Source organism: Rhizobium sp. 10N414, from assembly GCF_056394785.1.
Genome location: NZ_JBFTIN010000034.1, coordinates 1 through 20,870 on the forward strand (window position 1 = coordinate 1; position 20,870 = coordinate 20,870).

Below are 20,870 nucleotides of genomic sequence, written 5' to 3' on the forward strand. Positions count from 1 at the left end.
GAGGTGACGATCGACGGCAGGACGCGGAAATCCTGCACCAGGGAGGCAGCTTCATCGTTCCCCCCGATCTGGTGCATGGGGTCAAGGCTCTCGAGAAGGGCCGCCTGATCGATACGTTTACGCCACATCGCGCCGAGTTTCTGAAGTGAGCGTGAGATGACCATGTTCGATCTTTCCGGGCAGGTGGCGGTCGTCACCGGTGCCAATACCGGCCTTGGTCAGGCAATTGCCGTGGCGCTGGCGGCGGCCGGCGCCTCGATCGTTGCCGTTGGCCGCTCATCGATGGACGAAACCGAGGCTGCGGTTCGCGAGATCGGTGCCGGTTTTCACGCCATCAAGGCCGATCTCGGGTCGATCGAGCCGGTCAAAGCGATCGTCGACGAAACGGTAGCGACCTTTGGCAAGCTCGATGTCCTGGTCAACAATGCCGGCATCATCCGCCGCGCCGACGCCATCGACTTCACGGAGGCCGATTGGGATGCGGTCATGGACATCAACCTGAAGAGCGTCTTCTTTCTGTCGCAGGCTGCCGCCCGGCATATGCTCGCGAGTGGCAGGGGCAAGATCATCAATATCGCCTCGCTATTGTCCTTCCAGGGCGGCATCCGCATTCCCTCCTACACGGCCTCGAAGAGCGGGCTTGCCGGACTGACGCGCCTCTTGGCCTGCGAATGGGCGGGCAAGGGCATCAACGTCAATGCCATTGCTCCGGGCTATTTCGTGACCAACAACACTACCGCGCTTCGCGAGGATCCGGTCCGGAACGCCGGCATCCTTGCCCGCATCCCGGCCGGCCATTGGGGCGATCCCGCGCAACTCGGTGGCGCAGCCGTGTTCCTGGCATCAAAGGCGTCCGACTATGTCCACGGCGTCGTCTTGCCTGTCGACGGCGGATGGCTTGCGCGCTGAACCAGCCAAGCAAGTCTTTGGCCGGGTGAACCGAGGATCGGGAAATTGTAGATAAGCGGCACAAAAGCCCAGCGCCTGGCCAGGACTGATGTCCGGGTCAGAAATGAAGAACCCTTCCTCACCCCAATTACGGGGAGTTGATCGATGGCAGGAAGAATTCGACTTCCCTTCGGCGACGCATTTCCAAAGCTTCGACACGATCATGCCAAAACTGCTCAGCGGCGGGCGGGTCTGCCTCCCATGCGCGCACAGTTTGCTGATTGTCGTCGATCTTGACGCGCCTCTTTCCGCCAAGCCGGAGATATTCCTCCGCAAGCTGACGGCCCTCCGTCATTTCCATCTTGAATCACGTCCTTTCGATGAGCCTCGCGACGCACCCGTCGCTTATTCGAAGAACGTTTGTCGCGAGCCATTGTTCCGCAGTCTCGGCATCGATTGCGACGGTGCAATGTCACCAATGCGTGGCCTTCCCGCCGTCAACCGCGTCGATGACGGCACCCCACAAGGCATCGACTTCTGCCTTCGCGTCAATCGATGCCAGATGGCTTTGGCTTGCTTCCAGCACCGCGTCGGCCATGGTGTTTACGTCGGCCTGTGTGTCGACCATGCGGATCGCACCGCCCTCTATCAGCTTGCAGAACAGGCCATGGTGGGCGAGGGCATCTCGCTGTCGCGGCGCGTTGACGACGACGGGCTTTCCCGAAAAGCTTGCCGCAAGCACGCTTGCCCGGCGCGCCGTCAGCCCTTCAGCGAAAAGATAGCAGAACACGTCGACATGTCTGAAGATCCCGAAGAGCTCCTCGGCGTCGGCAACATAACCTGTTACGACGACCCGGTCTGAAATGCCGAGCTTGTCTGCGAGCGCATAAAATTCCTGCTCCACATTGTCGCTGCCGCGGATGAACGATCCGGCGAAGACCACGCCGACGTCGTGGCCAAGCGCCACGAGCCGGGCAGCAGTCTCCAGAAGTGCCGTTGACTGCTTCTTGGGATAGATCGAACCGAATTGCCCAAGGATCAGCCGCCGGGCCTTGCGCTGTGCGTCAAGTCTCCGGGCGATCGGGCCGTCGTGGAGTGTGGTAGGCAAGGCAAGATTTGGCGGGATCGGGATGACTGCTCGCCGACTGGTCGACAGGGCGGACAGAGGGCTCTTGGCAAATTCGGCGGCGACTTCCGGCGCTGAAAACAAGATCCGAGTTGCGACCACCACCACCGGAACCAGCACCAGGCGACGCTTCCAGTCGAGAGCGTGCCATTCGTGCAATACCACGACAAGGTGTTTGCGCTGCAGCCGGGAAACGAATGCCGCGACGACCGGCTCTGCTAGCTTTTTCTTCCAGGCCACCACAGGAAAATTGAGGATGGCGGCGTCCGCATCGTCGAGCGCGGATTTAAGCCTCCCGATATTGCCGTCAAGCACGTGCCGAGTGGCGCGCCCGTCGAGTCGCAAAGCCGCCTGTCGGGCAAACTCTTCGACACCACAGGTTTGGGCGGCGTCGGAGACGAGTGCGAGGTAGCGACGTTTCGGCATATCAGACCTTTTGAACAGGCGGACGGCGGGTGACCGCGCTGCGTTGATACCGTCTTTTGGTAAAAGCCGGCTTACAATTTCAGGTTCAATGTTTGACATGCCGTCGGCAAAAAAAAAGGCCTGCCACCATCACGTGTATAGCGAGGGTTAACTATAGCTCGAGGTTTTACAGCGATGGGTCTTCGAAACAGCTAATTGTCGGATCCGTTCTTGACCGATGCTCGTTTCGAAGGTGCGTGAATGACTAGGCATAGCAGTGCACCAGCGCGTCTGAGTTATTCGATGAACGAATGGCCGACGAACCGGCTCGGAAGCCTGCCGATCGTGCGGGCCGGCATGGAAGAATCCGCAGACGCCTTCATTCAGTTGGCGCTCGAGCGCAGGGGGGCCGGCGGGCGTCCCTTCTACTCCACCTCCGCAAACGGTCAGGTCATTGCGCTTTGCGAGCATGATGCCAATTTCCGCTCGTTGACGCGTCAGGCCGACCAGATCCATGCCGATGGAATGTCGGTCGTGCTCTTTTCCAAGCTATCCTCGGCCGAGCCTTTGCCAGAGCGAGTCGCCACGACCGATCTCGTTCATGCCGTGGCGGAACGCGCGGCGGAAGTCGGGGTCAGTTTTTACTTTCTTGGTGCCAGCGAAGAGGTGAATGCCCGGGCGGTCGAGAACATGTCGAAGGCCTATCCGGGACTTCGCTTTGCCGGCCGACGCAACGGTTATTTTGATCGCGCCGAGGAAGAAGCGGTTGTCGAGGCGATCAATGCGGCGGCTCCGGATATCCTCTGGATCGGCTTCGGCGTGCCGCTGGAGCAGCAGTTCGTCGTTCGCAACATCAACAGATTGCACAATGTCGGCTTGATCAAAACCTCCGGCGGCCTGTTTGATTTCCTCGCCGGAAGCAAGAGCCGCGCCCCCCGCTGGATGCAGAAGATTGGCCTTGAGTGGTTATACCGCATGCTCCTCGAGCCGCGCCGGCTGGCAACACGCTATTTGACCACCAATCCGGTTGCCATCTACGCGATGCTCCGGCATTCGCTGCGAGCTCTTTCTGCAGGCCGGTGATCGGACCAACGATCTTGAGTTCCTCGATTTCGCTCATCACACCGAGTTATCGTGGCGACCTCGACAGTTGCCGCCTTCTCTGTGACTCGATCGACCGGTATGTGACGGGCTACGACGTGCATTACATCGTGATCGGGGACGAGGATGCGGACGCCTTCGTGGGCTTCGAAGGGGACAAACGCCGCGTGATCGTCTCGTCCAGCCTGCTTCCGTCCCTTTGGGCCCTGCCGAAATGGCGGGGGCGACGCTACTGGTGGGCACCCCATTTGCGCCTGCCGATCTACGGCTGGCACCTGCAGCAGATGCGCAAGATCGCAATGACGCTGGCGCAACCGAGCGAGCGGGTCATGTGCATCGACTCCGACAATTGCTTCTGCCGCCCACTGGATCTGAGCGCAATGGCATCGACGCCGAAGCTCGCTCACCACGTCGCGGCCGGAGATATCAATCCCACGCGACCTAGCCACGTCCGCTGGTGGCAAAATGCGCATCGGCTGCTTGGCCTGAGCGTACCGCCGCTGCCAGGCGACGATTCCATCAGCCAGATGGTTCTGTGGGAGCGGCGAACGGTGGCGACCATGGTGAAGCGTATCGAGGGCGCTAGTCGTTTTCCGTGGTGGCAGGCGCTGGCCCGCATCCGGCATTTTTCCGAGTATCTCATTTACGGTGTCGCGGTCGCCAATGATCCCGAGCTCGCGCAACGACATGAACGCGTTTCGCAAAGCCCGTGCCTGACCTATTGGGAGGGGCCGGCTCTCGACAGGGAGGGATTGGCGGCATTCATCGAAGGCTTGAAACCGGGTCAGACGACGATCGCGATCCAGTCGCATACGCACACACCGATCGAAGTGATCCGCGAGGCGGCTCTTGGCTGAGAGAGCCTAGTTGCTGGCCCGATATGGGGTTGGCAGGAAGCCGAGGCTTGCCAATGTACGACCGAGTGACACGAGCAGCGGATGGCTTGCCGGCAGCAGCCGCCGGGTCCTGAGGAACAGTGCCATCGATCGAAGGCAGCCGGCGCCGAGACTGAGAGCGTTTTTTGCAATCACCCTGATGGCCGACGTGCTGTGGATCCGATCGATAACATAATTGATGCTTCCGGTGCGCAGCGAGCGCGTCATCAGGAAACGGGCCGAGACGCGTTCCTCGGGTACGAATTCGCGGATAACCGCCTCGGCGCACCACCAGGTCTTGAAGCCGGCCTTGCGGCATCTCGTAAAAAACTCCATGTCGCCACCGCCCAGGAAGTTGAAGCGGACATCGAAAAGCGGCGAAGCAAGACCTGCAAATACGCGGCGGTGGATCAGGCAGTTGCCGGAACCGTGGATCTGATCAATTGCCCGGGTCGAGCCTTCTATCGAGCCGAAGAGCAGATGCTGGGTGACTGCGTCGGACACTGGTACTTCGAACTGCCGGACAACAGGCCCGCCGACGATGTCGGCACCCTCCCGCCGAGCCGTGTCAACGATCGCGGCAAGCCAACCGGGCATGGCCATTTCATCGTCATCGATCATCAGCAGAAACTCGGCCTCCGGAAAGCCAGCCATTGCCTCGCCGAACGCACGGTTGATGGCATGGCAATTGCCCTGCCGCTCTTCCGTGGTGACCAGGAAGGGCAGGCCGACCGTGGTGAGAAACTTGTGGGCAAAGTGGGCGCCGGCCGGGTTGGCTGCGTCGTTGTCGACAACGACGACGGCGAAGGCGAAATCGGTCACTTGCTCGGCGAGCGATGTCAGGGTGCGCGCCAGCCATTCCGGTCGACGAAACGTCGGGATGCAAACGACTGCCTCAACGGACCCCTTGCTTTCCTGCATCATCCAAACCTCGATCGCGCAGAGATTGTTCGCCTTGCGGCGTTAGCCGACTTGGCCTGGCCATTGGCGCTGAAGCTGTAATTGGCTGGCGCCCACTCTACAATCGACGGCTGAGTATGAGGTTAACGGGCCTTCTAAGAACCGTTGCGTCGATCCGAGGCGCGGGGACGGGAGTAACGCGCGATCCAAATTCGTCAGCCTCCTTGACGACAAGCCCGGCATTGGCCTGCAATCTCAAACCGAAGACCGCAATCAGCATCGTGAACCAGATCGGTCCGCTATTGCCGAAGAACGGGCTTTCGAGGCAGGCGAGAAACAGGGAAAAGAGCCAGATCCGCAAGAACAGGCGCGTCAATGCCATGTCGTTGCTGCCGGCAAGCGCGCGGCGGGCATAGCCGACAGGAAGGACCACCAGCCAGATGAACGTCATCACGAGCGCCGGGATGCCGCCATTGATCAACTGTTCCACGTAGCCGTTGTGTGAATTGGCGGCAGTGACGGCCCAGGTGGTCATGGCTTGGCCGCTGTTGAACAAGGCGTCGGTCTGCCAGAAGGACTGAAAGCCGTAGCCAATGATGGGCCGCTCGGCGATCGCGGAGAGTGCAAGCCGCCAGATCGAGCCACGATCGGTAAAGGTCGGATCGATGCCAGCGGAAGCAAGCAGGCTGCTGAAGGAAGGCGAGACCGCCGCGGTCAGCAAGATCAGGTTCAATCCGACAAGGCTGCCAAGAAGCAGCACCACGCCGAGTTTCGTCCAGCGTTCAAAAATCCAGGCAAGCAACAGGATTGCCGGAAGCATCGCGGCGGAGGTTTTCCCTCCCGCGTGAAGCACGAAGAACCCTGCTGACAATGCAATCAAGAGGCCAAGCCGGGCGTGTCCTGACCGTCTTGCATAGAGGCCGAAGAATACGGCATAGACCATCGCGGCTGCAGCAACGTTCTTATGGCCAAAATGACCGCGCCAGTCGCCGGCAAGCGACTGCTCTAGCGCGTCTGTCGCTTGATGGATGGCGAGGTGCGGCAGGAGAAGTACGCCAAAATAGGAAAGGCCGATCGTAAAGGTCAGGCCAAGGCACATGAGCCTTGCAAATTGCTCGCCGTTTCTTGGAATGAAGAGCATTGCGTTCGCGCAAAGGCAAACAAGGATTGCGAAAACGAGGCGCCTGAAGGCTGCGCTGGGGTCGCCTGCAAAAAGACCAGTGAAGAGCAGCCAGACGAGCAGGCCCATCAGCAGGCCATATGGGCGCAGCAGCAAGTGGCGCGCGGGATTCTGCAGGACCGTGCCAAAAACCACGGCCGACATGGCGATGACGATCAACTGATTGAAAACGTTGGACGTGCTGCCATAAGGTGTGGAGAGGCTCGTGGCGTTTGGATCGGGAAACGGGCTCAATCCGATCCAGAAGTAGCCGAAGACAGCCAGGAACAGAAAGCCTGCAAAGGTACTGCCTTTGCCCGCAGCAACACTCTTGCCGCTGTCAGCCATAGGCCTTGGCCTGGATCGCGCTCAAGCGGCGATAGTCTCGCCAAAGCCCCGACAAGACCGCGATGGCAAGGCCAAGTCCGAGGCCGACAACGCCGCCGGCGCCAGCCAGCACATAGCCCCGCGGCGGAAAGCTCCGCGCTGTCGGTACGATCGCCGGTGACACGATCCGCACGTTGGTCGTGTCGATCTGCTGGCGTTCGGCGGCTTCTCCTGCTCGTGCCATGAAGGCTTCGTAGACAGTCGCCTTGGCGCGCGCCTCACGCTCCAGTTCGCGCAGGTGAATCTGCGCGGCGGTGTCCTGGAAGACCGAGGATTTCATCTGGTTTGCCTCGGAATTCAGCGCGTCGAGTGCCGATCTTGCCTGGTCGAGTTCGGCTTTCGCGGCTTGCACGATGCGTGCCGTCTCCGCGTCGATCTGGCCCTCCAGCGCCCTGAGCTGTGGTTCGAGCGCCAGGATCATGGGATGACGCGGCCCGAGGACGGCCGATTGAGAGGTCACGCGTTGTCGCAGCGTCGAATATTGCGTGCGCAGCATTGTCATCGTTTCCGATTGCAGCGCAGACGCGTTCAGGCGGTTCTTCGGGTTGGTGGACACGAGTTCGTTGTAACGCGACTGCGCCTGAATGACGCGCGCCTTGGCGTCGATCAGCTGCGTGTTCGTCTGATTTGACATGAGGGTGCTGACGAGTTCTCCCGAACTCGATTGCAATCCCTGTTCGCGCTTGAACGTCTCAACCGCAGCTTCTGCCTTGGCAACCTCCACCTTCAGGTCACCGAGGCGAGCAAACAGCGAGCTCGCAGCCCGGCCGGCCCCTTCCGATTCCGCCTTGGCCAGTTCTTCCTGGAAGGCGGTCGCGATGGCATTGGTGATGGTGACTGACTTGGCCGCGTCCTGCGTCCACACCGCGATATTGACGATGAAAGAGCGTTCGTCACGACGGGCCGTAACCCGCTTTGCCAGCGTGCGCAGCGCGTCACCGGCCGGGTCCTTGGCTTCAGGCGCAACAAACTCCGGGTCATCGGTGAGCTTCAGCTCGCCAATCACGCGGCTCAGCACGTTACCCGATGTCAGGACCCGCAGCTTGCTTTCGACATCAAGCAGCTGCGTATCCCGCTGCATGCTCTCGGAGAAGATGTCGTCAGCAACAACCCGGAGATTCGACGGGTCGACGAGAAGGTCGATTCCGGCCGTAAAGCGCGGCTTCACCATAAGAACGACCGCATAGCCGGCGACCGCGCCGAGGATGGCAAAGGCAAAGATCCAGACGAGACCCACGCGCAGCCAGTTGAGGATACGGGTCAGGTCGAACTGAAAGAGTTCTTGAAAGACCGACGGCCAGTTTTCTGAGGAAGGGGTGGAAGCAGGGGGAGGCGCAACTTTCAGCACCGGCCGCGGCGATGCGGCACCGTCATCCTTTTCCCGGCTCGTCGTCCAGCCACGCGTACTGATGACCGGAGTCTGATGTCGGGATGCGGCTTCATACATGGCAGCGGGTTCTGATTTACATGGGCGCGGGAGCGCAAACCTATGGTTAAGAGACCTGATTTTCCTTAAGCATCCATTAATGGCGATTTCAATTTTCGCGTGCGCGTGAAGCAGCTCTCCAATAAAAAAGCAGAAGTTCAAGGCCTTGCCGCTTGCGCGGTCGAATTCTGGTTCATTTATACGCAATCCAAGGATATCCATTTATGCGCAGGCGGGACTTCGTTCTCGGCGCAATGGGTGCCGGACTGGCATCCACAGGCGCGCTCGACCCTTTTGTCCGGGGTGATCTGACTGCCAGGGCGGTGCCAGCCAGAGGCCCCATTCCCTACGGTGCGGCCGTGCGCACCGATCTTCTCGACACCGAATTCGACTACAAGCGGGCCATCGTCGATCACTGCCAGCTTGTCGTCGGAGAGGGCGGCTTGAAGTGGTTCGACCTGCGTCCGAGCCAGGATCAGTTCGTCTTCGACCAGCCTGACCGCCTGATCGATTTTGCCGATCAAAACGGCATGCAGATGCGCGGCCACACACTTGCCTGGTATGGCGCGATGCCCGATTGGACGAACAGCATCGGGAGCGTGTCGGAAGCCGAACGCGAACTCGTCCATCACATCACCACCGTCGTCGGACGCTATCGGGGGCGGATTCCGAGCTGGGATGTCGTCAACGAGGCAATCGCCGAACAGCCGGAGAGTGGTGCGACGATCCGCGGCTCGATATGGCAGGAGCGGCTCGGCAAGCGCTACATCGAGCTTGCGCTGCGCACGGCCGCCGCCGCCGATCCTTCGGCTCAGCTCGTCATCAACGATTACAACATTGAAAATCCGACACAGCAGTGCCGCGACCGGCGCCAGGCCTTGCTCGACCTGCTACGTGATCTGAAGGACCGCGATGTGCCGCTCCACGCCGTCGGTATCCAGGGACACCTCCCTGGCGACATGGACATCGACAAGGAGGGCCTATCGAGATTTGTCGAAACGGTGAAGGGAATGCAGCTTGACGTTCTCGTGACCGAACTCGATGTGATCGACAACAAGCTGCCCGCCCTTGAATATGACCGGGACCAGGTCGTCGCAGCACGCGCACGCGACTTCCTCGGTGCGATTTCCGAGGCGGCGCGCCCAAGCGCCATTCTGACCTGGGGCATCACTGATCGCTATACATGGGTGCCGATGTGGTTCAAGCGCGACGACGGCAAGCCCAACCGTCCGTTGCCCCTCGATGCCGGGTGCCGGCCGAAGGCGCTGATGAAGGTCATCGACGAATTCACGCGTGCAGCCGAATGATGTTTCGTCAGATCTCGGCATACATGATTGCGAACGCCGTTTCGGCCCTTTTCGGGTTCGTTTCGGTCGTGCTTTTCACGCGCATGCTTAGCCCGCACGAATACGGCATCTATGTCGTGGGTACGGGTGTTGCTGGTGTCATATCGACCCTGCTTTTCGGCTGGATCAAATTCTCCGTGCTGCGCTTCGATTCCGAAGGTGGATCGAAGGATGTACGCACCACTGCCCTTTTCGCTTATGCGGGACTGATGCTTCTCAGTCCTCTTGTCATCCTCGCGACGTGGCTCTTTGCGGAGGATTCGTCGACCTATGTCGTGCCGGCCGTGTTCGTCGCCTTCATGGTCGGGTTGTTCGAGTTCGTGCAGGAAGTGTTCCGGTCTCGCCAGCAGACGGGGGCCTACATGTGGTCGGTCATCCTGCGGGCGGTGCTGACGGTCGTCTTCTCTGCCGTCCTCGTAATGGTATTCGGCATGGGCGGGCAGGGTCTCCTTGTGAGCGTCGCCTGCTCCTATCTCGTGACTTTGTTGGTCTACGCGCCGAGCATCTGGCGCCGACCGCGCCACCCGTTCGATACCGGGCTGATGAAGGCAATGATGCGCTTCGGCCTGCCGATGACCGCCTCGTCCTTCATCTTCGTGTTGCACACGGTTCTCGATCGAATGATCATCATAACCTATATCGGCGAGACGGCCGCGGGCGTCTATGGTGCCGCTGCCGATCTCGTCCGACAGATCATCCTGTTTCCGGGCGTTGCAATCGGATCAGCAACAATTCCGGTGGCGATCCGTTTGCTGGCGCAGGACGGCCATACGGCTGCCAACCGGCATCTGATGGAAACCGCCGAGGTGCTCCTCACAGTGCTGATGCCGATGGTCGTCGGACTGGCGCTGGTGGCGCCCGGTTTTGCAAGCCTGATCCTCGGCCCCGAGTTTCGCGACGCGGCTGCCAACCTCATCCCGATCCTCGTCTTTGCCTGGCTGTTTCGCTCCATCTCCTATCAGTTCGTGCATGTCAGTTTCCAGCTGGCGAAGAAGCCGAGCCTGATGGGCGCGCAGGGCATGATCATTCTGGCGATCAACATCATTGGCATGGTTGTCCTCGTACCGCGCTTCCAGCTTGTCGGTGCGGCTTGGGCGCTGCTGATCTCCGAGATCGGTGGTGTGATTGCCGGTTACTTCCTGTCCTATCGCGCCCATCGCTTACCGCTCGAACTCCGTCCGATCGTCAAGGTCAGTCTCGCAACCGCAACGATGGCAGTGCCGACCTTCATCGTGGGCAGGCTTCAGACCGGCAACGCTGTCTTCGACCTGACTGTGCCGATCGTCACCGGTGTCGTCGTCTATGCGGCAGCTGCATTTGCGCTCAACCTGGCCGGCGTCCGAATGGCATTGACGAGGCGACCGCGGCCAGCCTGATCGGGATCACTTTCTTTTGATCTGGCGCCGAATAGAAGGCAAGGCAATGCCATTCCGACTTCCGCTAATTCTTAACGTGTCAAGTATATCGGTGAGGAATACGCACGGCGGTCTCTCGATTGGAACGCCTTGCGCGGGAGGGCAATAGTGACGCAGACAGATGTGAACTCGCAAGAAGAGAAGGGGCGTTCCGCCTCTCAGCCGACGGTCTTCGGGTCGCATACCGGATTGTTCACGGCAGCTGATGACGATGCGCCAAAGAGCGATCTCGCAGTGCTTTTCCTCAGCCCTTGGGGGCTCGAGGAGATGTGCACACGCAGGTTCTATCGCATCCTGGCGGAGCGCTTCGCAGAGATTGGTGTCGCGAGCCTCCGCTTCGACTATCCCGGAACGGTGAATTCGCTGGACGACACGTCAGCCGAACGCGGCCTGTCGGGGTGGGCCGAGGTGATCGGCAAGGCGGCTGAAGAACTCAAGATGCTGTCCGGCACCCGCAAGCTGGTCTTCATTGGTCAAGGTATCGGCGCGAGTCTCGCGCTCATGCAGGCGCGTTCCGCGTCATCACTTGCAGCGATTGCCCTTCTGGCGCCGGTACTGAAAGGAAGGGCCCATCTACGCGAGCTCTCGTTGTTTTCGCGGCTCATCGATGATGGTCTTGGCATAAAGCCTGAACTGCGTGACAGCGCGCCTGGATCGATCGCCGGATTGCGCATGCCCCGTGCTGTCGCAGATGACATCAAGGCAGTCGACCTCAACAGCATCGAAATCACGGCCGTACCACATGTCTTCCTCGCCGAGCGCCCGGGCTTTGAAGCCGATACGACGTTTCGTGATCGGCTGGCGTCGGCTGGCTGCCAGCTGCGGGCGATACCATTTTCCGGATATGATACGCTTGTTTCCAATCCGCTCGACCAGGAACTCCCCGAAGCGCTTGTCGATGAGTTGATCGACTGGCTGAAATCGCTGCCGCAATATCAGGATCACCGCCCGCTTCCGGCGAAAAAGCCTTCGCCGACCGCATCGGTCCGTTCGGAGAATATTCGCGAAACGTCCGTCCGCTTCGGTCAGGATGAACGGCTCTACGGGGTTTTGTGCGAACCCGCTGAAGGTTCGATTGGCGTGACCGCCGTTATTCTGACGACGGCCTACGATCATGCGGCCGGGTGGGCGCGCTCCTCGGTCGCGCTTGCGCGTGAGCTGGCAAAAGTCGGCGTGTCGTCCTTGCGCTTTGACAGCGCCGGTGTCGGGGACAGCCCGCCGGTCGCAGCCCGTCGCAAGCAGGTCCTCTATGACGAGGCCCAGATTGCCGATGTCGGAATGGCCCGGGATTATCTCGACAGTCTTGGTCTGGGCGACCGGACCTTACTGATTGGACGCTGCAGTGGCGCCTACGTCGCCTTTCGAAGTTTGCTGGCCGATCGACGCTGGAACTCCTGCGTGATTGTCAATCCGGTTGCTTTCCGCTGGCGCTTCAAGGGCCTGCCAAAGACATTGAAGGCCTATGTGAGGAATGCCCTCGATCTCGAAACGGTTCGCCGCCTCTGGAGCGGCGATGTGGACCTCGGCGCGGTGACAAAGAATGTCTCCATGCGTCTGGTGGACCGGATGGCGAACAGGCTGTCTTTCGTCTTCGCGCCCGCCAAGCCGATCACGCAGCTTACAAAGCAGGTGCATAGCGATTTTCAGGCCCTGGCCAGCCGCGGCACCCCGCTTTCGATCATCTATACGGAAGGTGACGAGGGGCAGGAGATGTTTCGGATCAATTTTGGCGATGCGGGCGAAAAGCTCTCTGCCTATCCGAACGTTCAACTGCATCTGTTCCCCGACGCCGACCACAATCTGACGCCGCTGCCGGCACGTGAGAAGATGATTGCGCTGGCAAAGCAACAAGCTCTTTCACTTGGCAACCGCAGCGAAGGGCACATTGCAAGCGCGGTTGCGTAGTGCAGTCATTCGCCTCCCTCGTCCGGCACCGGATTGGCGGAGTTGGTGCCGTCTGACCGACTGGTTTAGGCTCGTGGATGACACGCTGAATAGTGCCAGAACGCCGTGCATTATGATTTTAAGCACGGGGCTTCAACTATTGTTTGGCTGTATCTTGATTTGGGTCCTGCTGCTCATAAATTCATATACTTAAGCGTGAAGTTCACGCGACACCTGATAAGCGTCATATTGGGAGGTCATCATGGCAATCTCACTGATGGATGGAAGGAAAAGGCAGGATTGGGCTAACCTGGTTCTGGCGGTTTGCTTGTTTGTTTCGCCGTGGGTCATGGGATTCGCAGCGGACGCAATGCCGAGCTGGAATGCCTGGATCGTTGCCGTCATGCTCGCCGCTATGGCAACGGCAGCGCTGTCGGTATTTTCCGAATGGGAGGAATGGGCAAATCTCGTATTCGGCCTCTGGCTGATTGCGTCGCCCTGGCTGCTCGGTTTCACGGCCAATGCGAACGCGATGTGGACGGTTGTCGTGCTTGGCTTGCTCGTTGCGGCCGTATCGCTGTGGGCCGTCTGGGATGTTCATCATCCGCACGCCCACGCATAGACCGCGGCCCGGTCCGGTCGCTGCGGTGGGCTAGGTGAGCCGTGTCCACCGCTCAAATGATGGTGTGGTCTTAATTCGCGACCAGCATTGATCGCGAACATATGGCGATGGCGATCGTGTCGCCGGGAGCCCTCAAACTTCGAATATCAGCAGGAAATAGGCAACGAAGAGAACGAGGTGCACGGCGCCCTGCATGAGGTGCGTGTAGCCGCTCGCAAACGTAATGGTGCTGAGAGCCAGAGTGAGAACGAGCATCACGGTCTCGGTGCGCTCCAGACCAAGCACGACAGGATGGCCAATGAGGTGGCTGACGATCAGCATCGCAGGGACGGTCAAGCCGATTGTGGACAGAACGGATCCCAGGAAAATGTTGACCGACCGTTGCAGATGATTGGCGACGGAGGCCCGCACGGCGCCAATGGCCTCAGGTGTCGCAACGAGGACGGCCATGACGACGCCGCCGAGTGCCGCCGGAGCACGAATTGTCTCGATAACGAAATCGATTGGCGCTGCCAATTGTTCGACGAGAAAAACAACGAGGGCCATGTAGCCAACCAGCAGGATGACGGGAAGCCATAAAGGTCCTTCCCTGGTCCTGACATGCTCGACTGAAACCTCACCGGTGTCTTCGATGAAGAAGCCTCGGTGCCGTCCGGTTTGCAGGATCAAAAATACGCTGTAGAGCCCGACGGAGATGAAGACGAGAACCGCTTGTTGCACAGTCGAATACGGCAGACCGTTTGTCGGGTGCGTGAAGTTCGGCATGATCATGCTAAGCGTTGCCAGGGGCACGATAACGCCGAGATAGGCATTGGCTCCCTGGAGGTTGTGGTGCTGTTCATGCCGCCGCCAGCCTCCGATCAGAAGGCACAGTCCGACCATTCCGTTGAGGATGATCATCACCACGGCAAAGAGTGTGTCGCGCACCAGCGTCGGATTGTTTTCGCCGTGGCGCATGACAGCAGTAATGGCCATTACCTCGATCGACGTGATGGCTAGCGTCAGAATAAGCGTCCCATACGGCTCGCCCAGTCGCTCCGCGAGATGATCGGCATGACGCACGACCGCAAGTGCAGAACCGAGCACGACTGAAAACAACCACACAAAGATGACTGCCAGCCATATCGGATTGACGAGCAACCCGAAGAGAGACTCACCAAAGAACAGGAATATGACGCTCGTCGCAATGCTGACGGCGAGAATCCACTCCCGGCGCATCGGCGCCGACCAGTGACGTTGCTGCACGGCCACTTCCGGGTTCATTCCTGCAGGCCCCTCGAAGTCGTTTCGATGAATACGCCACAACCCGGCCCGTCCGTCCACTCTCATCGCACAAGTGGCGCCTGGCTGATCGTGCGGCCACTGTGCCGCCAGAATAAGTCCTTGCCGACACCGCTGGCCAATCTCAGCCCAGAATGTCGTGTCTCCAACGTTCCTCGGTTCTGGCAGGCCATGCCATTGGCATGCAGATAACGCTATGCAACTCCAGACTTAGTTTGATGCCGCGCGGCCCGACATGGCGCGCTGGTCTACTTGCTGGGGAAACGCTCCTGCCTATTTCCCCCACGAGGGATCATGAGAGGCGCCTTGTAGACGGTCGGCGGCCTGGATTGTGCCAATCAAAGGAGGAGTTGATGCCGGAGCCCTTTGTCGTTCATCGCGAGACCCACGTCGCGGCGCCACCTTCGGCGGTTTTTGCCTTGCTCACCGATCCCGAAAAGATCCTTCGCTGGATGGGGACTGAAGCACAGGTCGAACCTCAGCCCGGCGGGCTCTATCTGGTCAACGTTACCGGCGCTCGCTTCGCGCGTGGCTCGTTCCGAGAGGTCGTGCCCGTCCATCGGCTCGCCTACAGCTTTGGCTGGGATGGCAGTGAGATAGTCCCGCCAGGGTCGAGCCTGGTGGAGATAGACCTGATCGAGAAGCCCGACGGAACCCTGTTGAAGCTGACACATACCGGATTGCCGAATGCCGAGCAGTGTGCCGGGCATGCCGAGGGCTGGGAGCATTATCTCGGCCGAATGGCGCAGTGCGCGGCCGGACGCGATCCGGGTCCGGATCCGTGGGCCGGTCGGGCTGGATGATGGTCCGCCGCCTCGGTTGGAACTGCCTGAGTGGCTTGGACCGCGGGTGACAGCTCTCAACCGACATGGCATGATTTAAGCATGGATCTGCCCAACTCGCTTGCATGGTTGATCGATGAAGGCGGCACATCGCCGGATCCCGACTGGTTCCTGGCCGAATTGGGCCGGCGGCTGCTGACAGATGGTCTGCCGCTGGCAGGCGGTGCCCTGACGCTTGCGGCACCGCACCCAATCATCGCCCGCCGCACCTGGTTATGGCGAGCCGAGACCGGAGCCGTAATCGAGGCTTTGAGCTTCACTGATATTTCACGCAATCAAGCTGGGCGTGAATGGTTGTCTGGACTTGGGCCGGTGGCGGAGGACGTCGTAGGCCTTGCGCCCGACAGCCCGGTTCTGGGATGGGCCGGGACGCGTCCGTTCACGCCTTCGGAGGTCGGCGACCTGCATGAGGTGGCACGTTTTGCAGCACCATCCTTGGCCGCGTTAGCTGCAAGGGTTGGATTGACCGCGCTTCTCGAAGCCTATCTTGGCAAACGAAGTGCTGCCCGCGTGCTGGCCGGCGCTTTGTCTCGCGGCACCGGTGAGACGATACCGGCCGCTCTGCTCTGCGCGGATCTGCGAGATTTCACTGCGCTCTCGGAAGCAACCGAGCCAGCGGTGATGATCGCCACGCTCGATGCCTGGTTTGATCGTATTGCCGGCGCGGTTCATGCCTTCGGGGGCGAGGTGCTGAAGTTCATGGGGGATGGGGTATTGGCAATCTTCCCCGTCACCACTACGCCTGCCAATGCCTGCGAGGCGGCACTTCGCGCCGTTGCTTCGGCCCGCGCTGGCATGGCCCATCTCGATACCGTGCGCCAGGACCAGGGTTTGCCGACACTTCCCTTCGGTGTGGCACTGCATTTCGGGGAAATCCTCTGGGGTAATATAGGTGCTGCCGACCGGCTGGATTTCACCGCGATCGGCCCCGCAGTGAATTTGGTCAGCCGGCTTGAAGGCCTATGCAAGCCGTTGGGGCGTACCGTCCTGCTTTCCGGCGAGGTCGCGGCAGAGACGACCACCACCCTGGTTTCCATGGGTTACCATTCGCTGCGTGGCATTGCCGAGCCCTGTGCCGTCTTCACGCTTCCCGGCGACTGAGGTCACGGAGAGCGATCACTAAATTAGAACCAGACATCGGCGACTGTGCGCCCGTCCGACGGCAGATCCTCGAAACTGTAGAGGCCATCAAACCGTAGCAGGGGTATGTCGGCGACGTCAGCGGGCTCGGCGAGACGAAGGTTGACGGCGATTCTTGTCTGCCCGTTGTCGCCTGGCCTCAATCCACGCCAACTGACGAGATTGCCGCAGCGGCGGCAGAACTTGAAGGAAAGGCTTTGTGAGCCGCGGATATATGCGGTGAGTGCGTCGGTCGTGTCTTCGACACGAATTCCTTGGCCATCATATTCATAGGCCCAGAGGACGCCGTAGCGCCGGCAAACCGTGCAGTTGCAGATCGTCGCATCGGGAATCGTGCCGCGAAACTCCCAGTGAACCGCTCCGCAATGACAGGAGCCGCGGGTTATTTTGACGGCGGTCTGCTGCGCTTCCCCCGTGATCATGAAAACTCTCCCCCGACGATTGCCTCATATCTTCTAACGCAGATGGGGCGGGTACGACAGGTGCGACGTCGCCAGTTGGGCGGCAGCGATCGTTGCCGGGCGCGTCGAGGTTGTCAAATGGAGCCGTGGATTCAGGATCGTCCCGGCCTATTTTGCGGCCGCGTCCCCCGACCCTCGTCCTGCCAGCGTACTGAGCACGAGCACGATGTCCTGCCAGAAACCAGCCTTTTGAATGTAGCGGGCATCGGCTTGCGCGAGAGCCTCAGGCGTCGACATGTCAATTCCCTGAAGCTGGGCCAGTCCGGTTATGCCGGGCCTCACGGAAAACACGTTGAGTTTACGTCGTGCGGCGATGACGTCATGCTGCGATGGGAGGCATGGGCGAGGACCGACGAAGCTCATTTCACCGCGCAGGACGTTGATCAATTGAGGCAGTTCGTCGAGCTTGTAAGCGCGCAGCTTTCTGCCGAGCGGTGTGATCCAGGAGGAAGCCGCATCATGAGAGCCGACGTTCGGAGAGCCCGCTGCCATCGTCCGGAACTTGATGCACACAAACGGTACCTCACTTCGGCCAACGCGCTCCTGAAGAAACAACGCGCCGCCAGGCGACGATCTGCGCACGAGGACCACAAGGAGGAGCAGAACCGGAGAGAGAACAATAAGTCCGAGGCACGCAGCGCAGATATCAAACAGTCGCTTCAAAGACCTGTTAAAGCTGTTGACCATCGGGATATTCGTGTTCCTGTCTCAAAAATTCACACCAAACGTTTCAGCACGAGCGCTTCAGTGCGGTTCGCATATCAAAAGGCGGCGTCCAGTCCAATAGCGCGCGCGTATGCGAAATGTCCACTTCCAACCAGTCGGTGAGACGGTTCACCAGCTCTGCCTTGCCGGTTGCCCGGCCGAGGAAGTTGAGAACGCCGGGAGGGCACGGAAGCAATCGCGCCGAACACCCCATCGCGGTCGCCAGCTGCCTCATCAATTCTGGCGTCGAGACTGCTTCGCCGTCGCCCGCCAGGAATATTTGGCCAGCGGCAGCGGGATGAGATGCGGCGGTCACGATCAGATCGGTGAGATTTTCGACGTATATCATGGATCTTCGATTGTCGATCGAAGCCAGGGGCAAAGGAATGCCGCTCCGAACGAGCCGTTTGAGCGCTCGGAAGCTTCCTTCAGCGCCACGTCCATAGACCAGCGGCGGGCGGATAATGACGATCTCCATCCCGGTTGTCTTCGAAAGCGCCATCAGGGCTTGTTCCGCTTCGAGCTTTGAGACGGCATATTCTGTCGTCGGAGCAGCTGGATCATTCGACGTGAATGCACGCCCGGCGGCCGATCGTTCCCCGTTCACCTTGATCGTGCTGATGAACACGAACCGTTTGACCCCTGCGGCGACAGCCTGTTCAGCAAGGTTGATGGTTCCCTCGGCGTTCACTCTACGGAAGGAACCTGGCCCCGAGTCCGACCCATCGATGACATTCTGGTTTGCCGCCGCCAGATGGATGACGACATCGACGCCGCTCAGGGCGGCTTTCCAATCCGTCTCAGCATCGATCTTCCCGACGGCAACAGACCCTGCTCGGGGAGAGCGGCTGGCCGTCCTGTAGGCGAGGTTGCGGAGACGGAGTGCCTGCTGAAGATCCTGACCGACAAAACCTGTCGCGCCGGTAACGAGTAGCATTCTCAGCTCCGAGCCGATTGCAGAATGGCAAGCGATATCCCGATCAACTGGAGGCACCCTGCCGAACAGACACTAGATCGACCACTCCGTCGAACGGGTGAAAGTCCTGCACAAGCTCGCTCAGAATGCCTCGCAGTGCCTCGACATCTCCGTCGTCTGCGGCGGAACTCAATTGCTGGAGTTTCGGCATCAGCATCTCCAATGCCATGAACCGCTCCCGTGCGCGCATGATCTTGGCATGTTCCGTCGGCTCGGGATTGTCACCAATCAACAGCTCTTCGTAAAGCTTCTCTCCCGGCCGCAGGCCGGTCGTAACGATGCTGATGTCGCCGGACGGATTTCGTTCATCTTGGACGACAAGGCCGGAAAGTTCGACCATGCGCCGAGCGAGATCGATGATCTTGACCGGCTCGCCCATGTCGAGGACGAAGACATCGCCTCCCTTGGCCATGGAGCCGGCCTGGATCACGAGTTCGGTCGCCTCAGGCACCGTCATGAAGAAGCGCGTGATCTCGGGATGCGTCAAAGTGATCGGGCCGCCCTGGCGAATTTGCTGGCGAAACAGCGGAACGACAGAACCGGAGGATCCGAGGACATTGCCGAACCGCACCATGGTGAGAACCGTCGAGGCGCCTTCGGCCGCCAACCCTTGAAGCGCCATTTCCGCGAGCCGCTTGGTGGCGCCCATGATATTGGTCGGCCTGACAGCCTTGTCCGTGCTGATCAGTATGAACCTTTCGGCGCCGGCATCGATCGCTGCCCGGGCAACCGTCACCGTGCCAAAAACGTTCGTTTTGACGCCTTCGACCGGATTTTTCTCGACCAGCGGCACATGCTTGTAGGCGGCAGCGTGATAGACCATGTTCGGCCGCCAGGTCTCCATGATCTTCTGGATGCGATGTTCGTCGCAAACGCTGGCAAGCAGGGGAACGATCTGAAGCCCGCTATCCGGGTTGCTGCCGAGAAGTTCGTTCTCCAGGGCGTAGAGCCCGTATTCATTCTGGTCGAGAATCAATAAGAGAGCTGGCTTCAATCGAGCCAGTCCGCGGCAAAGCTCGCTGCCGATCGAGCCGGCCGCGCCCGTGACGAGCACCACTCGCCCTCTTATGTTCCGCTCCAGCAGTGTCTGGTCGGGCGCTACCGGGGTGCGGCCCAAAAGGTCCTCGATATCCAGTTCCTGCAGATCGGTGAATTCTGCCTGACCGCCGGCCAGGGCGTTCAGATCGGGGATCGTGCGAACCGCAACGCGCGCGCCCCTGAGCTTCTCCAGAATTTCGTTGCGACGCGACCGGTCGATCTTGGGAAGTGCCAGAAGGATCGTGCGCACGTTCAGCCGTGTGCTCAATTCAACGATCTTTTCAGGATCGTAGACCGCCACGCCGCCAATGAGACTGCCATGGAGGTTCCTGTCGTCGTCGAGATAGCCGACAACCTTCAAGTCGGCACTGCTGCTCAAGGCGCCCGCAACCTGCCGGCCACGGAAGCCGGCACCGTAGACGAGCATGTTTGTCTGCGTGCTCTGACGGAGGATCCGCTTGTAGGCTTCATGCAGGAAGTACCGCGCCGTAAAGCGAGAAAGGCCGATCGCGAGCAGCAGCAGCAAGGGCTGCATGATCCCCACCGTGCGAGGCACTCCTGGGAAGCTGATCGCCGTAAACACGGCCATGAAGGCAAGGCCATAAATGGTCACCGCCTTCAGAACGGTAACGAAGGCCGACCAGCCAAGGAAGCGGAAGATAGCCCGATATAGGCCCATCGTGATGAAGATCGGCAGTGCAATTATCAGCGAAACGGGAATGGTCAGGAGCTGAATTCCGGTCAGCGCCACCCATTCGTTCAATCGAAAGCAGAAGGCGAGCCAGATGGTCAGGATGCAGAGGCATGAATCGACCAGCAGCGCCAATACCCGCTTGGCGGGCCTCGGCAGATCGAGAATGTTTTGAACGTACCTGTCGGAAAGCGCCCGCATC

Annotated in this window: 19 protein-coding genes and 1 pseudogene; 10 read left to right on the forward strand and 10 right to left on the reverse strand. The window is 60.1% G+C overall.

What is annotated here, in order from left to right; genetic code table 11:
- Positions 1–149 (forward strand): annotated as a pseudogene (locus AC1DE4_RS24220) (cupin domain-containing protein); the annotation flags it as partial.
- 7 nt (positions 150–156) lie between these two features.
- Positions 157–909: a 2-dehydro-3-deoxy-D-gluconate 5-dehydrogenase KduD gene (gene kduD, locus AC1DE4_RS24225; RefSeq protein ID WP_477883455.1), complete on the forward strand. Its 753-nt coding sequence runs from the start codon at positions 157–159 to the stop codon at positions 907–909.
- A 127-nt stretch (positions 910–1,036) separates the two neighbouring features.
- Here the strand turns inward: kduD and AC1DE4_RS24230 are convergent, their stop codons facing one another.
- Both AC1DE4_RS24230 and AC1DE4_RS24235 read right to left on the reverse strand, forming a co-directional pair.
- Complete coding sequence (locus tag AC1DE4_RS24230) at positions 1,037–1,249, reverse strand: hypothetical protein (RefSeq protein ID WP_018858147.1); 213 nt, start codon at positions 1,247–1,249, stop codon at positions 1,037–1,039.
- A gap of 111 nt (positions 1,250–1,360) precedes the next feature.
- Complete coding sequence (locus tag AC1DE4_RS24235) at positions 1,361–2,440, reverse strand: glycosyltransferase (protein WP_477883457.1); 1,080 nt, start codon at positions 2,438–2,440, stop codon at positions 1,361–1,363.
- A gap of 282 nt (positions 2,441–2,722) precedes the next feature.
- Here AC1DE4_RS24235 and AC1DE4_RS24240 point away from each other — a divergent pair, with 282 nt between their 5' ends.
- Positions 2,723–3,502 carry a WecB/TagA/CpsF family glycosyltransferase gene (locus tag AC1DE4_RS24240; RefSeq protein WP_477883459.1) on the forward strand — a complete coding sequence of 260 codons (780 nt, stop codon included), beginning with the start codon at positions 2,723–2,725 and terminating at the stop codon, positions 3,500–3,502.
- A 14-nt stretch (positions 3,503–3,516) separates the two neighbouring features.
- On the forward strand, positions 3,517–4,377 hold the full coding sequence (locus AC1DE4_RS24245) for a DUF6492 family protein (protein WP_025660579.1): 861 nt from the start codon (positions 3,517–3,519) through the stop codon (positions 4,375–4,377).
- A gap of 6 nt (positions 4,378–4,383) precedes the next feature.
- Here the strand turns inward: AC1DE4_RS24245 and AC1DE4_RS24250 are convergent, their stop codons facing one another.
- From AC1DE4_RS24250 to AC1DE4_RS24260, 3 genes are all read right to left on the reverse strand, one after another.
- Positions 4,384–5,316: a glycosyltransferase family 2 protein gene (locus AC1DE4_RS24250; protein ID WP_025660580.1), complete on the reverse strand. Its 933-nt coding sequence runs from the start codon at positions 5,314–5,316 to the stop codon at positions 4,384–4,386.
- A 97-nt stretch (positions 5,317–5,413) separates the two neighbouring features.
- Positions 5,414–6,802: an O-antigen ligase family protein gene (locus AC1DE4_RS24255; protein ID WP_025660581.1), complete on the reverse strand. Its 1,389-nt coding sequence runs from the start codon at positions 6,800–6,802 to the stop codon at positions 5,414–5,416.
- A complete protein-coding gene (locus tag AC1DE4_RS24260; protein WP_025660582.1) occupies positions 6,795–8,288 on the reverse strand; it encodes a GumC family protein in 1,494 nt (497 codons plus the stop codon). The genes AC1DE4_RS24255 and AC1DE4_RS24260 overlap by 8 nt, the downstream gene beginning before the upstream one ends.
- A gap of 203 nt (positions 8,289–8,491) precedes the next feature.
- On the opposite strand from AC1DE4_RS24260, the gene AC1DE4_RS24265 reads away from it, so the two are divergent.
- The 4 genes from AC1DE4_RS24265 (at position 8,492) to AC1DE4_RS24280 (ending at position 13,534) form a co-directional block, all read left to right on the forward strand.
- Positions 8,492–9,574, forward strand: coding sequence for an endo-1,4-beta-xylanase (locus tag AC1DE4_RS24265; RefSeq protein WP_025660583.1), 1,083 nt, complete (start codon positions 8,492–8,494; stop codon positions 9,572–9,574).
- Complete coding sequence (locus AC1DE4_RS24270; protein WP_477883462.1) at positions 9,571–10,989, forward strand: lipopolysaccharide biosynthesis protein; 1,419 nt, start codon at positions 9,571–9,573, stop codon at positions 10,987–10,989. The genes AC1DE4_RS24265 and AC1DE4_RS24270 overlap by 4 nt, the downstream gene beginning before the upstream one ends.
- Before the next feature lie 147 nt (positions 10,990–11,136).
- Positions 11,137–12,933, forward strand: a complete 1,797-nt coding sequence (locus AC1DE4_RS24275) for an alpha/beta fold hydrolase (protein WP_477883464.1) — start codon at positions 11,137–11,139, stop codon at positions 12,931–12,933.
- Between the two features lie 241 nt (positions 12,934–13,174).
- Positions 13,175–13,534 (forward strand): SPW repeat protein, encoded by a 360-nt coding sequence (locus AC1DE4_RS24280; protein WP_025660586.1) that lies wholly within the window; start codon positions 13,175–13,177, stop codon positions 13,532–13,534.
- A gap of 132 nt (positions 13,535–13,666) precedes the next feature.
- Here AC1DE4_RS24280 and AC1DE4_RS24285 read toward each other — a convergent pair whose 3' ends face one another.
- On the reverse strand, positions 13,667–14,797 hold the full coding sequence (locus AC1DE4_RS24285) for a calcium:cation antiporter (RefSeq protein ID WP_477883466.1): 1,131 nt from the start codon (positions 14,795–14,797) through the stop codon (positions 13,667–13,669).
- Positions 14,798–15,168: 371 nt separating this feature from the next.
- On the opposite strand from AC1DE4_RS24285, the gene AC1DE4_RS24290 reads away from it, so the two are divergent.
- Entirely contained in the window at positions 15,169–15,618 is a 450-nt protein-coding gene (locus AC1DE4_RS24290; RefSeq protein WP_018858135.1) for an SRPBCC family protein, read from the forward strand.
- 81 nt (positions 15,619–15,699) lie between these two features.
- Complete coding sequence (locus AC1DE4_RS24295; protein ID WP_477883469.1) at positions 15,700–16,758, forward strand: adenylate/guanylate cyclase domain-containing protein; 1,059 nt, start codon at positions 15,700–15,702, stop codon at positions 16,756–16,758.
- A gap of 23 nt (positions 16,759–16,781) precedes the next feature.
- Here the strand turns inward: AC1DE4_RS24295 and AC1DE4_RS24300 are convergent, their stop codons facing one another.
- The 4 genes from AC1DE4_RS24300 to AC1DE4_RS24315 form a co-directional block, all read right to left on the reverse strand.
- Complete coding sequence (locus AC1DE4_RS24300) at positions 16,782–17,219, reverse strand: GFA family protein (protein WP_477883471.1); 438 nt, start codon at positions 17,217–17,219, stop codon at positions 16,782–16,784.
- A 147-nt stretch (positions 17,220–17,366) separates the two neighbouring features.
- Complete coding sequence (locus AC1DE4_RS24305) at positions 17,367–17,945, reverse strand: sugar transferase (RefSeq protein WP_025660590.1); 579 nt, start codon at positions 17,943–17,945, stop codon at positions 17,367–17,369.
- A 43-nt stretch (positions 17,946–17,988) separates the two neighbouring features.
- Positions 17,989–18,900 carry an NAD-dependent epimerase/dehydratase family protein gene (locus AC1DE4_RS24310; RefSeq protein WP_477883473.1) on the reverse strand — a complete coding sequence of 304 codons (912 nt, stop codon included), beginning with the start codon at positions 18,898–18,900 and terminating at the stop codon, positions 17,989–17,991.
- A gap of 43 nt (positions 18,901–18,943) precedes the next feature.
- Positions 18,944–20,869, reverse strand: coding sequence for a polysaccharide biosynthesis protein (locus tag AC1DE4_RS24315; protein ID WP_477883475.1), 1,926 nt, complete (start codon positions 20,867–20,869; stop codon positions 18,944–18,946).
- Between the last annotated feature and the right edge of the window lies 1 nt (position 20,870).

Coding starts and splice junctions, on each gene's coding strand:
- kduD (WP_477883455.1), top strand. CDS start 157: ATGACCATGTTCGATCTTTCCGGGCAGGTGGCGGTCGTCACCGGTGCC.
- AC1DE4_RS24230 (WP_018858147.1), bottom strand. CDS start 1,249: ATGGAAATGACGGAGGGCCGTCAGCTTGCGGAGGAATATCTCCGGCTT.
- AC1DE4_RS24235 (WP_477883457.1), bottom strand. CDS start 2,440: ATGCCGAAACGTCGCTACCTCGCACTCGTCTCCGACGCCGCCCAAACC.
- AC1DE4_RS24240 (WP_477883459.1), top strand. CDS start 2,723: ATGAACGAATGGCCGACGAACCGGCTCGGAAGCCTGCCGATCGTGCGG.
- AC1DE4_RS24250 (WP_025660580.1), bottom strand. CDS start 5,316: ATGCAGGAAAGCAAGGGGTCCGTTGAGGCAGTCGTTTGCATCCCGACG.
- AC1DE4_RS24255 (WP_025660581.1), bottom strand. CDS start 6,802: ATGGCTGACAGCGGCAAGAGTGTTGCTGCGGGCAAAGGCAGTACCTTT.
- AC1DE4_RS24260 (WP_025660582.1), bottom strand. CDS start 8,288: ATGTATGAAGCCGCATCCCGACATCAGACTCCGGTCATCAGTACGCGT.
- AC1DE4_RS24265 (WP_025660583.1), top strand. CDS start 8,492: ATGCGCAGGCGGGACTTCGTTCTCGGCGCAATGGGTGCCGGACTGGCA.
- AC1DE4_RS24270 (WP_477883462.1), top strand. CDS start 9,571: ATGATGTTTCGTCAGATCTCGGCATACATGATTGCGAACGCCGTTTCG.
- AC1DE4_RS24280 (WP_025660586.1), top strand. CDS start 13,175: ATGGCAATCTCACTGATGGATGGAAGGAAAAGGCAGGATTGGGCTAAC.
- AC1DE4_RS24285 (WP_477883466.1), bottom strand. CDS start 14,797: ATGAACCCGGAAGTGGCCGTGCAGCAACGTCACTGGTCGGCGCCGATG.
- AC1DE4_RS24290 (WP_018858135.1), top strand. CDS start 15,169: ATGCCGGAGCCCTTTGTCGTTCATCGCGAGACCCACGTCGCGGCGCCA.
- AC1DE4_RS24295 (WP_477883469.1), top strand. CDS start 15,700: ATGGATCTGCCCAACTCGCTTGCATGGTTGATCGATGAAGGCGGCACA.
- AC1DE4_RS24300 (WP_477883471.1), bottom strand. CDS start 17,219: ATGATCACGGGGGAAGCGCAGCAGACCGCCGTCAAAATAACCCGCGGC.
- AC1DE4_RS24305 (WP_025660590.1), bottom strand. CDS start 17,945: ATGGTCAACAGCTTTAACAGGTCTTTGAAGCGACTGTTTGATATCTGC.
- AC1DE4_RS24310 (WP_477883473.1), bottom strand. CDS start 18,900: ATGCTACTCGTTACCGGCGCGACAGGTTTTGTCGGTCAGGATCTTCAG.
- AC1DE4_RS24315 (WP_477883475.1), bottom strand. CDS start 20,869: ATGCGGGCGCTTTCCGACAGGTACGTTCAAAACATTCTCGATCTGCCG.